This window comes from Ignavibacteriales bacterium (assembly GCA_015709675.1).
Lineage (GTDB): Bacteria > Bacteroidota > Ignavibacteria > Ignavibacteriales > Ignavibacteriaceae > H2-BAC3.
Genome location: CP054182.1, coordinates 3,969,998 through 3,986,680 on the forward strand (window position 1 = coordinate 3,969,998; position 16,683 = coordinate 3,986,680).

Annotated in this window: 11 protein-coding genes and 1 tRNA gene; 4 read left to right on the forward strand and 8 right to left on the reverse strand. The window is 45.7% G+C overall.

Features of this window, described 5'->3' with window-relative positions:
* Position 1: 1 nt before the first annotated feature.
* A complete protein-coding gene (locus HRU80_15660) occupies positions 2-1,882 on the reverse strand; it encodes a redoxin domain-containing protein (protein ID QOJ30230.1) in 1,881 nt (626 codons plus the stop codon).
* 76 nt (positions 1,883-1,958) lie between these two features.
* On the opposite strand from HRU80_15660, the gene HRU80_15665 reads away from it, so the two are divergent.
* The gene (locus HRU80_15665) at positions 1,959-2,753 is read left to right on the forward strand and encodes an alpha/beta fold hydrolase (GenBank protein ID QOJ30231.1); all 795 of its coding nucleotides are present in this window, start codon (positions 1,959-1,961) and stop codon (positions 2,751-2,753) included.
* Positions 2,754-3,049: 296 nt separating this feature from the next.
* Entirely contained in the window at positions 3,050-3,526 is a 477-nt protein-coding gene (tnpA, locus tag HRU80_15670; GenBank protein QOJ30232.1) for an IS200/IS605 family transposase, read from the forward strand.
* 277 nt (positions 3,527-3,803) lie between these two features.
* On the opposite strand, the gene HRU80_15675 is transcribed toward tnpA, so the two are convergent.
* Both HRU80_15675 and HRU80_15680 read right to left on the reverse strand, forming a co-directional pair.
* Entirely contained in the window at positions 3,804-4,382 is a 579-nt protein-coding gene (locus tag HRU80_15675; protein ID QOJ30233.1) for a hypothetical protein, read from the reverse strand.
* A 156-nt stretch (positions 4,383-4,538) separates the two neighbouring features.
* On the reverse strand, positions 4,539-5,183 hold the full coding sequence (locus HRU80_15680; GenBank protein ID QOJ30234.1) for a hypothetical protein: 645 nt from the start codon (positions 5,181-5,183) through the stop codon (positions 4,539-4,541).
* A gap of 558 nt (positions 5,184-5,741) precedes the next feature.
* On the opposite strand from HRU80_15680, the gene HRU80_15685 reads away from it, so the two are divergent.
* The gene (locus HRU80_15685; protein QOJ30235.1) at positions 5,742-7,607 is read left to right on the forward strand and encodes a PAS domain S-box protein; all 1,866 of its coding nucleotides are present in this window, start codon (positions 5,742-5,744) and stop codon (positions 7,605-7,607) included.
* A gap of 54 nt (positions 7,608-7,661) precedes the next feature.
* Here HRU80_15685 and HRU80_15690 read toward each other — a convergent pair.
* A tRNA-Lys gene (locus tag HRU80_15690) sits at positions 7,662-7,737 on the reverse strand.
* Positions 7,738-8,086: 349 nt separating this feature from the next.
* Here HRU80_15690 and HRU80_15695 point away from each other — a divergent pair.
* Positions 8,087-9,631, forward strand: coding sequence for a hypothetical protein (locus tag HRU80_15695; protein ID QOJ30236.1), 1,545 nt, complete (start codon positions 8,087-8,089; stop codon positions 9,629-9,631).
* A gap of 366 nt (positions 9,632-9,997) precedes the next feature.
* On the opposite strand, the gene HRU80_15700 is transcribed toward HRU80_15695, so the two are convergent.
* The 4 genes from HRU80_15700 to crtI form a co-directional block, all read right to left on the reverse strand.
* Positions 9,998-13,315 carry a trypsin-like peptidase domain-containing protein gene (locus HRU80_15700; protein QOJ30237.1) on the reverse strand — a complete coding sequence of 1,106 codons (3,318 nt, stop codon included), beginning with the start codon at positions 13,313-13,315 and terminating at the stop codon, positions 9,998-10,000.
* A gap of 33 nt (positions 13,316-13,348) precedes the next feature.
* Positions 13,349-14,038, reverse strand: coding sequence for a M15 family metallopeptidase (locus tag HRU80_15705; GenBank protein QOJ30581.1), 690 nt, complete (start codon positions 14,036-14,038; stop codon positions 13,349-13,351).
* Positions 14,039-14,359: 321 nt separating this feature from the next.
* On the reverse strand, positions 14,360-15,199 hold the full coding sequence (locus HRU80_15710) for a phytoene/squalene synthase family protein (GenBank protein ID QOJ30238.1): 840 nt from the start codon (positions 15,197-15,199) through the stop codon (positions 14,360-14,362).
* Positions 15,183-16,661, reverse strand: coding sequence for a phytoene desaturase (gene crtI, locus HRU80_15715; protein ID QOJ30239.1), 1,479 nt, complete (start codon positions 16,659-16,661; stop codon positions 15,183-15,185). The genes HRU80_15710 and crtI overlap by 17 nt, the downstream gene beginning before the upstream one ends.
* Positions 16,662-16,683: the final 22 nt, after the last annotated feature.

Here is a 16,683-nt window from a genome sequence, read left to right on the forward strand (position 1 = left end):
GTTATTTCACCATGGCGACCATTGCTTCAATTTCCTTCACCATGTGATCGGTGTTGCCTGAGAAACCAACCGATTTAAAGCGGATATTTCCGTTTTTATCCACGATAAACTTTGTCGGAATTCCCTGCACGCCGAAATCAGAGATTACCTTGTTTTCATAATCCATCAGCACATGGAACGTATATTTCTTCTTAGCGATAAAGTCTTCAGCGTTGGTTTTTTTATCAGCAACCCGTTCCCACGCGTTCACAAAAAGGAACTTCACATTTTCATCCTTTGCGAATTTGTCAACGGCGTTCTGCATACCGGGGAACGACTGGAGACAGGGTCCGCACCAGGTAGCCCAGAAATCAACAATTACCGTCTTTCCTTTATAGTCGCTGAGCGAAACTTCTTTCCCGCTCAGATCAACCAGAGTGAACTGCGGAGCCGGTTCATTCATCAGATCCTTTTCGAGTTTGCTGATCAGTTTATCGCGCTGCGGTTTTTCAAGGGCAGAGAGATATTCGGCAAATCCGCTTTCGCTGCCGTTTTTCTTTATATACGCTTCGCGGAGTGTTTCAGCAACCTGTGTATTATCGTACCCGCGCAGTACTGCGTCTTCACAGAGCTTTATCACTTCCGCGGTTTTTCCTTCTGCCAGAAGCAGCCTTGCATGAAGCGCGTTATATTTGTCATCCGTTCCTTTTGCGTAGGAATAATTTTCCTGCATTACGGCAAGCGCTTCACTCTTTTTACCAAGCTGTTCAAGCAAGAGGCCTTTCACATAAAGATTCATCGCGATCAGAGAGCCCCGGCCTTCTTTCCAGTCAGCTTCGCTTTCAGCCGCGCTCTTTTTATCAACAGGATTCTCATATTCCGCCTTTGCTTTCGCGATACCCATATCAGCCACTTTCAGTGCTGTCTGAGCATCGTATTCTTCCTCATACATTCTGAGCGCAAGCATAAAGTAGCGGTAGGGGCGGACTTTCTCTTTGTGCATATCTATATACCGGAGTGCGTCATCATATTTTTTGTTGTCGCGGTACCAGTTAATCAGAATATCATTTAAGTCATCAAGATACTCACTTGAGGGATAGTCCTTGCGGAATTTGTCCGCCAGTTCAAGCTTTTTTGTAATATCACCTTCACGGTTGAACTCATTAAACTGCACGCGCTGAAAATAAACAGCTTCAGGAAATTTCTCCTTATAAGCAGTCCTGATTTCGTTTACTTTTTCCGGATTCTTTCTGTTTGTATAGTAAGAAACCAGGAACGTATAGTCATCCTCTGATTTATCAGCCGCTGCTTCGATCAGTGATACAACTGATGAAAGATGCGCTTCGATATCTTTCCCTTTCACGGCATTCAGCAGATTAAGCCAGGGCTGAGCAAACTCACGCTGCAGTTCAGGATGCTTTTCCAGATCATTTTTCATCAGTATATATGCTTTTTCAGAATCCTTCTTCAGATCCAGCACGCCTTCAGCCCAGTTCACCATGGCATATGCCATTCCCGCGTCAGAACCCGGAACCGGATTTCCGTCCGCCCCGTGCACCTGCAGATACCAGCCGTAGCCGTCATTGTTTTCTGTCTCACCGCCGTTGTCAATAATGAGCAAACCGCCGCGGACTCCTTCAGAGAAGGTAAAGGTTGCAGTATATCCTTTCCCTTTTTTCTCCATCGGATAATCCTTGGTATCGGTCAGGTTTGATTTATACTCATACACTTTCAGAACAACTTCATTTTCTCCGGCATCAGCAGCCGGGAGAAAATAGACGGTCACTTTTTCCCCCGCCTGCGGCTTGGCATTTGAGAGGGCAAATTTTTGGGTGTATTCAGGAACCGAACCGCATCCGGCAAGGATCAGGAGAAGGGGCAAAAGCAGGGTTAATCTTTTCATGAGATTCATCGGGAAATTTTCACTCTTTAGTTTTTCTTAAATTGCAAAGGTAAAAGTAAGAAATGAAAGGCAGAATATGAATATGATAAGAGGTCTCTCAGTGAGGACTTACGGAAACCTGAAGCATCAGCCGCTGGTGTTTTTGCACGGTTTTCCCCTCAGCCAAAGCATGTGGAATAAACAGATTCAGGAATTTGAGCAGGATTACTACTGTGTTACCCCCGATTTCCGCGGTCTTGGAGAATCTGTACCCTCGACCGGGCTTCACACCATGGAAGGGTTCGCGGATGATATCCTCTTCCTCATTGAAACCCTGGACCTGCATAAGCCGGTTCTTTGCGGGCTTTCCATGGGGGGATATGCTGCACTCCGGATAGCAGAGCGGGCGCCGGAAGTTTTTTCCGGCCTGATCCTGTGCGATACAAAATCATCCTCCGACCCTGATGAAGTAAAACTGAAACGGGCCGCGGCAATAAAGCGGATACAACAGGAGGGGGCAGAGGGTTATATCAGGGAATTTGTCCATGGCATTTTTTACCCTTCATTCCTTGAGAATCATTTTGCCGAATTTGACAGTTATGTCGCACAGTGGGTGAAGAATCCACCGGAAGGGGTCATCGGTGCGCTGCTTGCCATGATGGGAAGGACCGATACCACAGAAGCGTTAAAGAACTTCACCTTTCCGGTGCTTTGTATCTGCGGAGCGTATGATGCCATGACCCCGCCTTCGGTCATGAAAGATCTGGCGCGCCTTGCCCCTCAGGGGGAATATTATGAAGTCCCCGAAGCCGGACACATGTCCCCTCTTGAAAACCCTGAAGCAGTGAACAGCAAGATACAGGAATTTATGAGGAGAATTAGTGGTAAGTGATTAGTATATACAATTAGTAATTAGGAGTTAGTAATTAGTAAAATTCCAATCCCGAAGGGATGATATTGTTATACAAACAAACAACAAAACAAATACCAATCCCGAAGGGATGATATTATTATAGAAACAAACAGCAAAACAAAACCAATCCCGAAGGGATGATATTATTATAGAAACAAACAGCAAAACAAAAACCAATCCCGAAGGGATGATATTATTATAGAAACAAACAGCAAAACAAAAACCAATCCCGAAGGGATGATATTATTATAGAAGACAAATCAAAGGAAACAGCCATGGCAGGTACCTATTCGCAAATATACATACAATATGTCTTTGCCGTAAAAGGAAGACAAAACCTTCTGCTCAAACCCTGGCGTGAAGAAGTTTTTAAATATATTTCGGGCATCATCACCGAGAAAGGCCAAAAATCCATCATCGTTAACGGATATAAGGATCATGTCCATGTTTTTGCGGGGCTTCGGCCATCGATGAGCGTTGCGGATTTAGTCCGTGATATAAAAAATAATTCATCCAAATTCATCAACGAAAAAGGATTTCTTCCGGGAAAGTTTTCGTGGCAGGAAGGGTACGGAGTTTTTTCCTATGGACACTCCCAGATAAGCGATGTATATAATTATATAGCAAATCAGGAAGAGCGGCACAGAGGCAAATCATTCAGAGAGGAATATATTGAGTTTTTGAGAAAGTTTGAAGTTGAGTTTAATGAAAAGTATTTATTTGAGTGGGTGGAGGATGAAGGCAACATATAATGCTATCCCTTCGGGATTTTAGGGCGGGGGTGCGATTCCGATTCTATAAAAATGTCATCCTTTCGAGATTTATGAGCACCGGGAGGGTTTCTAATTCTCCTATAAAAATGTCATCCCTTCGGGATTTATGAGCACGGGGTGGGTTTCTAATCCTCCTATAAAAATGCCATCACTTCGTGATTTTGGTGTGTTGGTGGGATTACAATTCTAAAAAAAATTTCATCCCGACTTCGCAGTGATTTCCTGCACTACTCTGGATAATCCCATTACTCATTACTCACCAGACTACTCCAAGCGCTTTGCTCTGCCAGAGGATGTTGGTGAACTGGCGGTCATCGGCAAGGTAAATGAGTGAGGTTCTGATCATCGGATATTTGCGGACTACTCCGTCTTCAGAGGTGAGTTCTTTCAGATCAATCAGAGTGCCGAAAACCCGGATCTGGCTTCCGTTGGAGATGATCTGCCTCTGTTCGGAGACGTGCGCCTCGGTCGGCAGGGGGGAGTCAACAAAAATCAGCACGCGGGTCATATAGCCGCTGTTGGTGCCGGAGACAAAAAACACGGTCTTGTTCATCCCCTGCAGGTCATAAATCGAATTGGTGCTGATGGTTCCGCTCACGGCAACAAGCTTTCCTTTCCACTCCTCCGGATTCTGCAGCATCTTCAGATTATAAAACTCATAGTCGGCGCTGTTAATCATACGCGCGATTTCCCGGTCAATCCGCTCTTCTTTTGTCAGATTATTCGTGTCTTCGGTCTTGAAGACTCCGGCGCATCCGTTCAGAAAGGAAACGAACAGAAGGATGATGATTAATCCATAACGGAAATGTCTGGCTGAGCAGCGAACTGAATTCATGAATATTAACCGAAGAGAATGTTTACCATAACAGCAAAACTAACCAGAAAACCCGATTTCTACAACAAAAAGAGGAAGCTGAACCCTCCCCCGGCGGGAGAAATAAAAAAGCCGCGGCATTCTTACGGTTACCGCGGCCGTCTGACAAAAACAGTTTCACCGGAAACGGATATCCGGGGCAGCAGCATTATTCACAATGACAAATCTCGGCTGGTTTTCATACGATACACCCGGCCCCTGAGGTGTTGAGGGTACATATCCATTATTGTATGCCGGTGTGCTCCGGGCAGGATATCCGGTTGAGCTTCCCGTCCGGTAACCCTGAGAACTGCCGGTCTGATATCCTGAGGAATTTCCTGTCTGATAAGCAGGTGTTTGTCCAGTCTGATATGCCTGTGAGTATCCTGTCTGATAAGTTGGTGTCTGTCCGGTATGATAAGCTGGAGTATTTCCTGTCTGATACGCCTGTGAGTAACCTGTCTGATAAGCCGGGGAACTTCCGGAGTAGTGCGCGGGAGAATTTCCTGTGTGATACGCCGGAGTGCTGCCTGTTTCATACGCAGGGGTACTGCCTGTCAGATAACCCTGCCCGTAACCGGTATTGTAAACTGGCTGCTCTGAAGTTACTGTAAACTCCTTAGTTCTCGTCTGGTCAGCAGCCTTTTGCAGTCCGCTCTGAACGGCTGCACGTTTATTTTGTTTTTTTTCCTTCCTCAGCATGTAACCAACAGTTACCACAAAAAAGAGGAAAAAAACCCCCGTTGAGATTAAAAGAATCCAGAAAAAACTCGCGAGCTGCATTATTAATAAACCTGTTAAATATGTAAGAACAATCCTGCAATTCAATTACGTTAATAAAGATGAGAGGCACCTCCCCGGAGACAGTTCTCAAGCCAGGGAGTAAACTCCGGGAAACGATTAACGTAAAAGAGCCAAACAAAATGCAAACGGTCTGACAAACCGCTTTACAACACACTATTATCAGGAGAAACAAATCTCATGCCAGAGAAATCACCTGATTTTTCAGATTTTTTGCATCAAATCCTTATAAAATCTGAAATTGCCTGTTTTATAATGGTAAATTGTCTCAAAATAGAGCAGAAATCTCATCATTTTTTTTAATGAAATTCACGGTGAACGCGTTGTTTTTCGGGCAAAAGGAGGGGAACTCCCGGGCTCAAAAAAAATTGTTATTTATCTTTTCTATTCTGCATTGATCCGGTCAGGAGAAATGTTTTTGTTCAGTAAAATTGTATCAAATATCGCTTTTTTTAATATTTTAGACCTGCACTGATTCAAAAACTGTCAGCCCGTCCGGAAGTGTCACTCAGGTTTCTGCAGAGGCCCCCCGGAAGATCAGTGAGACATTCACTTTTTTATGGAGCCCTTTCCTTGTACGCTAATGAATCACTTGCTGATAGTGATTATCAATTATTTTTTCAGTATTCATTCGATCATTTCTTTATATCGGATAATAAAGGCATTATCCTCCGGGTCAATAATCAGTGGCAGAAAACCCTCGGATATCAGCAAAACGATATGGAGGGGAAACCTTTCCTTAGTTTTGTCCATCCTGATGATATTAAAGCCACAACGGAAGTATTCCTTGAGATTTTAGGCTCAAAGTCGGAAGAAGGCTTTACCAACCGCTACCGCACCATTACCGGGGACTACCGTTACATGGAATGGAAAGCAAACCTGATTTCAGACAAAGTTTATGCCACCGCTCGTGATGTTACGAAGCGCAAAATGCTTGAAAATGAGAGGGAATTCAGCCAACAGCTGTTTGATGTGGCTACTGACCTCCTTGTAACGCTCTCCCCTGAAGGAGTCATACGGCGGGTAAACCCCGCAGTTCTCAATGTACTTGGATATACAGAAGAGGAATTCCTCAATAAACATTTTACCGCATACTTTCTGCCGGAAGATGCTGAAGAGAATATACAGATTTTTGAACGCGCTAAGCAGACAGGTGCAGTATATAATTATCAGACCCGGAACATTAAAAAAGACGGAACTTTAGCCAATTTACACTGGCATCTGCTTTATCTGGAGAAACTGGAGACGGTCTTTGCTGCAGGACGGGATATTGCCGAGCAGCTTCGCACTCAGAGGACACTTGCGGAAAGCGAAAAGCGCTTCAGATCCCTGTTTCAAAATATGGACTCAGGTTTCAGCCTTGTTGAAATTGTTTACGATGAACAAGGCACGGCCGTTGATTTCAGATTTCTTGAAGTAAACAGCGCTAATGCAAAACTGACCGGCTACAGCGCTGAAAATGTTATCGGCAGAACGATTCTTGAAATTGATCCTTCATATAACAGAGGTATTATTGACTGGTGCGCAACCGTAGCACAAACCGGAATTCCCCAGAGCACGGAAGTGTATTATCCCCCCACAGATAAACATTATTATGTACAGGCATATTCTCCGCAGACAGGGCAGACTGCAATGATCTTTTCGGATATATCCGAGCGGATACGAACAAAGAATCTTATCATAGAAAAAAATTCCCAGCTTGAAACGCTGATAGCCGAAAAGGATAAATTTTTTTCGATCATCGCGCATGACCTCCGCAGTCCGTTTCAGGGGATTCTTGGGGTTCTTGATATACTCAATGACGAAACCGAATCACTCGCGTTTGAAGAGATCAGGCGGCGGCTTTCAGGTCTGAGGACAACGGGTAAAAAGCTGTTAGGACTGATTGACAATCTTCTCTTGTGGGCAAGTTTTCATCGGGGAAGCATCCGCTGCAAACCGGAGGTAGTAAGCGCTGCCGAAAGTGTATCCCATGCAGCGGACTCGGTAACAACCGCTGCCCATCTGAAAAACCTTACCCTGCTGCAGGATGTGCCTGCATCACTTTATGTCTCTGCCGATTCCATGATGCTGAACACTATTCTGAGGAATCTGCTTTCCAATGCCATAAAATTTTCTTACCGGGGCGGAAAGATTTCTGTATCATGTTCTGCAAAAGAAAAAATGGCTGAGTTTGTGGTTAAGGATGAAGGAACCGGAATTCCGGATGAGGATATCCCCCGCCTCTTTATGATCAGCGAAAAGGTATCCACTACGGGTACGGAGAATGAGCCAAGTTCCGGGCTGGGCCTGATTCTTTGCCATGAATTCGCCCAGGCAAACGGGGGTTCGATTACGGTGGAGAGCACTTTTGGAAAGGGGTCGGCATTTATTCTGCGGATTCCCCTATCCGGAGAGAGCAGTTGACCGCCTCATCAGGGTTTAAAATGTAAAACCCCGCCTCAGTCGCGGGGTTTTTTGTGGTGCTCCCGAGGGGACTCGAACCCCTGACCAATTGATTAAGAGTCAACTGCTCTACCAACTGAGCTACGGAAGCACTGCAAAAATACGGCAAAAAGAGGGGTTTACAAAGAGGAATTATGAATTTTGAAGTATGAATTATGAATTGCTCAGGCCGATAATTAAAGAAGGAGGGTTCTGTTTAAAGATACATGGGAATTTGGCATTTTACGGAAACAATAATTTGCTTTATAAGCTCACGTGAAAGACCGGCTTAAAGAATTATGAATTTTGAAGTATGAATTATGAATTGCTCAGGCCGATAATTAAAGAGGGAGGGTTCTGTTTAAGGATACATGGGAATTTGGCATTTTGCGAAATCAATAATTTCTTTTTGAGCTCACGTGAAATACTGGTTTAAAGAATACTCTGTACTACTGATTCCAATGCTCCTGGCGGCAGGGTATGCCGGTGTATTCATCTGGTATGCTCCGGGTTATTATTCGGATGATTTTCTTGTGTTCTTTTATATTCAGGAAAGCCTGAGTACCCTCAGCTTCCCCGGTCTGACTACCCCGTTCTATCTTGGACTGCGCCCCGGTTTTGTTCTTTTTCTTTCCCTGCTTCACAGCGTTTCGGCTGATCCGTTATTCACGAAGATGTTTCTTCTCTTTTCGGTATTACTTCTTCTTTTCTTCAGTTACCGGATTATTATTCTCGCCGGCAAATTGTACGGATTCGTTCCGTCCGGGATGATACTGTTCGCAGGGCTACTGTTTATCACTTTTCATCCGGATACCCTCTACTCCGTTTTCTGGATCTCAAACGGCAATGAACTGCTGATGACGCTCTTTTACGCGGGAAGCATATATTCTCTTCTGCTCATGATGCAGAAAGGGAAACCGATCTATCTCCTGCTCTGTCTGCTTCTGTATGTTATTTCGGTCTCCATGAAACAGACGGGCCTTCATCTCCCCTTTCTGGCAGCGCTTTTTTTATCCGTTTATACCCCGGGGGACAGCAGGGAATCACAAAAGAGCACGGTATATATTCTTACGGCCGCCGGAATTCTGATAAGCGCGGCAAGCATCTGGCTTCATGCATCTTCACAGTATGCGGGCATACTTGATTCCATTGACTTATGGAAAAAGCCATTCGCGGTGGCCGGCACAATGCTCTATGTCCTTAATCCAGAGGCGGGCAGCCGGCTTTACGGCTATTTTCTGATGAACAAGCTTTATGCTGTACTTGCGGCAGTCCCGGTAACAGCCGCGGCAGTGTGGTATATATACCTGAAACGCCTCAGGGCAGGAAAAATTATTTTCTGGCTTGCTGTTTTTACACTTATCTTCTTTCCGAGAATGATGGCTCCCGGAGGAGACAGGGTCAATATGATTCAGGTCTTCTGGGCGGGTATCGCGGGCATACTACTGGTTTCTTTTTACCGTAAAGGAAAAGCCGCAGTACTGCTCCTGTATATCTTTGCCATCGTATCTTCTGTTCAGTATTCGGCAAAAGCTGCTGAAGGATTCCGGGAGCGGAAGGAAGTATTGCAGCAAATGAACCAGGAACTCGCGGATCTGAGCAGCGGGAAACCGGAGGAGTATCTGCTGGTTACACCACCTGATACATGGATGTATCCTTATCTGTACGGCTATTATGCGGCAGGGAAATTCAAAAGATATCCCTTCACCATACTTCCCGTTTCAGCGAATACCGCTGATCTCACCGGAATATATAATAAGCAGCAGTCTGTTATTGAAGCAATCAGGAGCGGTAACACACTGCGGCTGCGGTATACCGATGCTGCTTCTTACTTCACCCATAATCCTGCCGACAGCGCCGGCGGCCGGGTAAACTATCTCAGTGCAGTCCGTCATCCGGGTGAGCGTGGATATATTGAAATTTCCATACTGCTGAGAGGCATATACAGCACCATGCCTGTGATATTTTTTGACGGTGCAAAATGGAGGAGGGTTAGTAATCAGTAATCATTAATTAGCAATTAGTAATTAGTGATTAGTGGTTAGGATAATAGCATTCGTTTTTATCCGGGTCATTATTCCGTTATCCGGTTCACTGAAGAAAACAGGTTCACCCCGGCGAGCCGGGGCTGCTTAACATCGGCATACATCCTGCCAATCTGCAATTCCGTTGGAGTGGATAGATATATATTCCCAAAAACATCAAACCAAAACCGGAAGCTGTTTCGTCCCAACCGACATGCCGCGGCATGTCGTTACGATTATCTGTCAAAATAAAAAACCCCGGACGAAGCCGGGGTTTTGAAATTAAAATTTAAGAATTACAAATTACAATCAATTCATAATTCATAATTCATACTTCATAATTCATAATTATTTTATGAGTATCATCTTCTTTGAATCGGTAAAGGATTTGCTGCCTGCCGACGCGCGGAGCGTATATATATAAGTACCGCTGGTGAGCTGCGATGCATCAAACTCAGCTTTGTGATAGCCGGCTTCAAGGTCGCTGCTCAGAATGGTCATTACCTGTTCACCCAGCGTGCTGTAAACCGTCAGGGTAACCCGCGCGGCTTCAGGGAGGGTGAAGCTGATGCTGGTAGCCGGATTAAACGGGTTCGGATAGTTCTGCGAAAGTGAATACACTTCCGGGCGGTCAACTGTTACATCCGGCGCAGTATATATGGTTACGGTTCCGTCATAATCTTCCTGCACAAGACGGTAAGAGTAGGTTCCGGAGTTCATATTCCGCTCGGTGAACTGATAACTGCTTATCTCAGCCGTGTTTCCTCTTCCGGCTATATATCCCGCTGAGATCCATCCGCTGTTCTGCGATGAACGCTCAATGCGGAATCCTTTATTGTTGGTTTCCGTAGCGGTGCTCCAGTTCAGAGTGACCGTGTTTCCTTCAGCAGCAGCGCTGAATGAAGTCAGTTCAACCGGCACATCACCGATCAGGAGATTAACCGGAACGGTAATCAGCGGCTTTGAAGGATCGTTGCTCGCTATCTTTACTTCCATGCGGTACTGTCCGGCAGGATAGTCTTCAGAACGCATTTCAAGCCGGATTGCGGCCTGTGTTCCTGATGAAAGGGTTCCTCCTGTTGACGGTGTGGTAAGCCATTCAGGATCAGCAGAGAATTTAACCGCGTGATTATTCTTTACATAAACTGCATTATAGGCAACCTGTAATCCAACCGTACCGGCACCGTTTTCTATGCCGACGGTCGCTGAGTTCATGGTTGAAGAGGTCATGGTCTTATAATAGAACATGATGCGTCCGTTTGAGTGGAGCACAACCTGGAAGGTCAGAGCCGACCCGGTTGTTGAGTATCTCGGCCAGTTGTTATACTGAATTATCAGCCGGTTTCCGTCAACTTTGTAGTATACATTACCGCCATTTGTACCGTCAAGATCATCCCAGAAAGGAGCAATCAGATCATTCGGCGCTGATGATGAAGGTATCTGAGCGTTAGTAAACATATTCGCTGTAGGCGCCGCAAAAAGTATAGCACCATTCGAAGAAACAAACAGCTGAGATTTCACTACATCATAATATTTAAATGGGAAAGGAATGGTTACCGGTCCTGCATATCCTTCATCCTTTGCACCAAAAGTACCGGTCGGAAGCCAGGTGGTAAGTTCTGTTCCTGTTGTTGCGATGTCATTCCATTCATAAGCAGGACCATTCGGTTCATCACTGTCTATCCATTTATAACCTCCTGCATCGGGTCCCCCCTGTCCTTCAATGCTCTGTCCTGTTGGTTCAGCATCGTCCTTGCGGGGGAATCTGGCTTCAGGTGCTTCGGTATGCTGAGGCACCAGTGATACGCGTATATCACCGGGGAAGCTGTTGTTCTCCAGTGTTACGGTATAATCAAGCGTTGAAGGCAGTGCAGCGATATTGGAGAGCATGATGCTGTCAATCATTGTCTGGTTGCTCTGCAGCACCCGCATGAGGCTGTCTGGTGAGGCTGCAATAACCGGCGCGGCAAGCGTGGTGGCGGAAGGGACATTGGACATCACGGATACATTGTTCCATCTGTCAGCCGAACGGATTGCGAAGTAATATTGTGTCGCAAAGTTCAGTCCGGTTACGGTAAAGGATTCGGTCTGTCCGGCTGGTTTGGGCGAACCGGATATATTAAGGTTCATTGCATTATTAAATGCATTGGTATCGGTTATCGGTGTCGTTGAATATTTACCAATGTATTTCATTACTCCGCCGTAGGAGGTATCTGAGGGTGCCGTCCAGGTGAGGGTAACTTTATTTGATGTTACCGACTGTGCGGCAAGGTTGTTCACCGCAGTCGGCGCAACGGTATCAGGATTGCCCATGGTCGGATCCCATCCGTCCATAAAGAGCGCGCCTGTATTATCCGGATCAAGCCATTCCTTCAGGCGGCTTGATGCAGATGAGCCGTAGTTCCAGGAGAAGGAAAACTTGCCGTATATATCAGAGTTGTCAGACGAGGTGCATGAACCGGGGCCTCCGTGAAGCTGACCGAGCACCCGTTTATTCTGATCAAACAGAGGTGAACCGGATGAACCCGGCTCCGTGGTGCCCGCGCTCCAGATTGCTCTCCAGTGGGAGTTGGCCGGAGTGCCTGACCATGAAGTGCTCTGAAATGTTGAAGATACAAATACGATTTTCTTGATATCACCGTCAGGATGATGAATGCCCGCGCCTGATAAGCCGGCTACATCACGCGCGTCCCATCCGTTGAAGTGTACCTGATAACTGTCAGGAGGAGCTTCGTTCAGCAGCAGCAGCGCAAAATCTGAAGCAGAGTTTGATGCTTTAAGCTGTGAACCGGAGAGGGTATAGTAAGTAGGGCCGTCAATATTGGTACAATTGGGGCTTTCATAACGGAACATGAAGACCCAGCTATTCTGTCCGCCGTTCAGGCAGTGATTCGCTGTAAGAAAATAAGGAGTGAGATCCTGGCGGATATTATTTACCATGGAGCCGGTGCACCAGCGTGTTCCGCCTGAGGTGAGAATCATCGCAACGGAGCGCGCCTGGTTTTCCCACGGATCAGCCACTTCGCAGTTCACGTTTATATTGCATGATCCTGAAGTGCCAAAATCATCGGCAAGAGGATCAGTCTTAAAGAAATTTCTGTAGGCATGCACCACATTTTCAACCTGTATAATGCCCGGGCTGACCACTTCAGCCGGTTCATAATATTCAATGGTCACATCGGAACCGGGGACAAGTCCTGTCGCGAAGTAACCGTCTTCCTTGTTATTGCGCTGCGTAAAGGCGCCGATGATATATGACCGGTCCTGGTTGTATATATACATCTTTCCCCCCGGAGGAAGCCAGAAATCGTTAAAAGTAAAGTTGATGGAGTATGCTCCCGGGGACTGCACTCTGAGGCGCCAGAGTTTACCTCCGTCAGGGAGGGTCATCCAGGTGCCGGAGTTCTGCATATTCTGGTTTACCGTAAAAGCATAACCGAATCTGAAGGGAACCCCTTTCATGTTTTCAACTTCATCCTCAGCAAGAAGCCGCTCGCGGTCAACTGCCTCGGTGATAATGCCCGGCTGTGCCTCAGCCACTGCATAAGAAAAACTTTTCGGTACTCCTCCTTCGCTTAACTGCGCGAATGCAAGAGGGCTCACTGCCGTGAACAGCAGTATATACAGCATTCCTTTCAGGGAAAATGCGGTCAGGTGTTTAATCATGGTTTGTCCTGTGTGGTTACGATGATGTATTGATTATTTGTGAACAGTATCAAGTTCTTCAAAGGAAAGATCAAGCAGCGGATAGACGCCCCACCCCTTCAGGTCATAGTGCCACCATTCGGAGGTTATGGTTTCAAAACCGTGTTTTTTCATAAGAGTGATCAGTTTCCCGCGGTTTTCAATTACATGAGCCGGAAGTTTCATATAGTTCAGATGCGCCTTTTCGGAAAAATCATCATAAGGAGTTGGCATCTCAAGTTCTTTGCCGGTCTTAAGGTCTATAAGAGTTAGATCAACCGCACAGCCGCGGTTGTGGCGCGAACCCTTTTCAGGGGGAGCAGCGTAGCGGTCATCTTTGATGGCATCCCACAGCAGCAGGGTCACCGCATAGGGGCGGTATCCGTCAAAAATTTTTATCCCCAGCCCTTCTTTAGCAAGTTCTTCCCGCACCTTTTTCAATTGCACGGCAGCAGGTTTCAGAAGAAACGCTCTCGGCTGGCGGTAAAGGACTTTTTTGGTGATATTATCAGTGGTGGCATAGCGGACATCAAGAACAATCCCTGGAATAAATTTTTCGAGGTCAACCAGTGCGCGTGAGGAATCCTTTTTTACAAGGTCAAGATATTCCTTCACGGAATTGACTACCGGAAGATTATGGGGATTCCGGGGATTGGTCTGGGGAACAGAAACAAAAAGGAATGCGGTAAACCAGAAGAAAAGCAGGGTTAACGATGCCTTGGAAATAGCCGGCCTTAGAAATTAAATTGTTGAAAAATTTAAATTACAACAATTCTTAAATAATAACAAAAGAGGATATTTGACAATGGGAGGTAATGTACAATGGGTGATAATGTACAATGAACAATTTACAATGTACAAGGGGTGTGGTAATCTAAGAAAAAAGCGGATGCCGGAGGGTTCTTTACAGCCTGGCGCGGGCTAAGAACTCAATGACAACCTGAATAATTAGGAATGAGTAATTAGTAATTAGTAAATTTCAGAATTTCACCATTCATACTTCATACTTCATAATTCATAATTGAATTACGTTGTTTTGAGAACTTTTACTTCAATCATTGACTGCAGGAAAAGAGCGAACTTGTTTACATTGGAAACGCGGACACGCTTCTTTAAGAGGGTGCTTACGTGACTGCTGCGGATCTTTTCAAACAGTTTGATATAATAGAGATATGCCGAGTAAACTCCCATTCTCACGCCCGGGGTCAGCTTTTTGATTCCCTCAAGGGCAAGAGCGAACTCTTCTTCAACTTCCTTCTCAAGACGCGCTTTGTTGATTTCATCAATGCCTTCGGAACTGTCCACACCCGGAAGATATATACGTCCCCGCTCCTCGATATCACTCTTGATATCGCGCAGGAAGTTCACCTTCTGAAACGCGGAGCCAAGGGCGCGTGCAGGCTCAAGCAGCGCGTCAAACTGCTGCTGATCGCCGTCAACAAACACCTTCAGGCACATGAGTCCGACCACTTCGGCAGAACCGTATATATAATTATTGTAACCGTCCTGCTCGTAGTAACTGTTGGAAAGGTCCATTTCCATGCTGTCCAGAAACGCGATGATATATTTGTGGTCAATCTGGTACTCATTCACCACTTTCTGGAAAGCGTGCAGTACCGGATTCAGGGAGATGCCGTCTTCGATAGCCTGGAAGGTATCCTTCCTGAAGCGCTGCAGCAGTTCTTTTTTATTGAAGTCATGGAACGTATCCACAATTTCATCAGCAAAGCGGACGTAGGCGTAGATGCCGTAAATCGGGTCACGGTATTTGGGAGCAAACGCCATGATGCCCATCGAAAATGATGTGCTGTATTTATTGGTTATGATTTTGCTTATGCTGAAAGCAGTGTTATGATAAAGGTCCATGATCTTCCTCGATTCTTTCAGTTACTAATTTTGAGCTGATTATTACCATCGGGAGCCCGGTGCCCGGAGTTGTTGAGGCACCAACATAATAGAGATTATTAAATTCTTCATCTTTGTTGCGCGGACGGAACGCACCCACCTGCATCATGCCGTGAGCAAGTCCAAGTCCGGAGCCCTTATACAGGTTAAACATGTTTCCCCATTCCGCGGGATCGTAAATTGTTTTTGTCACGATATTGCTGCTGATATCATATCCGACACGTTTGCTTAAATCATCAATGATATTCTGCGCTAATTCCTCACGGTCACTCCAGTCGCTTTTAAAGCGGAGATCAGGAACCGGGCAGAGGATAAAGATATTTTCATGTCCCTCTGGCGCGCAGTCCGGGAAGGATTTTGATGATACATTGACATAGTAGTAGGGTTTCTGCGGACTGATCGAAGAAGTGAATATGGTATCCGCGTATCCCTTAAAATTATTTCCGAGGAAATAGTTGTGATGCTCAAGATTGTCAATCTTTCCTTTAACACCAAGATAAATGGTGAAAGGAGCAAGAGTCCAGTCCATATTGTCAAGCTTCTGTTCATTCCACTTTTCACGCCTGAGTACCTGACCGCGGAATGATGCCGCGTCGGAGTTGGATATATATACATCCGCGTCCCACACGTTTCCGTTCGTGTCTTTCACTCCGGTAACTTTACCGTCAGCGGAAATGACTTCTGCAACTTCTGTATTCAGCACCAGTTTTACATTGCGCTGCTCAAGCAGTTTCATCAGTTCGGTGACCATGCTGTACATTCCACCTTCCACTTTCCAGTAGCCGTTGTGCCGCATCTCCGTGTAGTTAAGCAGAGAGTAAATAGCTGGAGTCTGAAACGGTGTGGAGCCGAGGAAAAAAGCCACGAGAGAAAAAATTACCTTTACTTCTTCAGAGTCAAAAGTTTCATCCACTTCCTTCCACATTGAACGGAAGAGATACGGCAGATGCTTAAGCGGCACTCCGGTAAGAGAAAGAAGATAGCCGGGGATGCTGTTAAAATTTGATTTAACCACTTTCCCTTCGGTATCATGGAAAAATTCACCGGCACGTTTCAGATACTTATCTGCTTTTTCAGCAAGATTAGGCTCAAGCCCCTTAAACTCTTCTTCAAGTTTCTTCAGGTCTTTGAAGATGCGGAAGGGTTTTTCCCGGTGCTCAAAATAAACATTATAGATAGGATCAAGTTCGGTCAATGTCAGAGGATTATTCACTCCGCAGGAGTTAAACAGCTCATCCATTTCATAGGTCATGCTCATAAAGGAGGGTCCCACATCAAAGGTAAAGCCATCTTTCTGAAGACGGTTAAGCCGGCCCCCCGGAGATGAGTGTTTCTCCAGAATGGTAACCTGATGCCCCTTTGAAGAGAGCCGCAAAGCTAACGATAAACCGCCTAAACCTGAACCTATAATTACGAACTTCATTTTCTCACTTTTGAAAAACTAT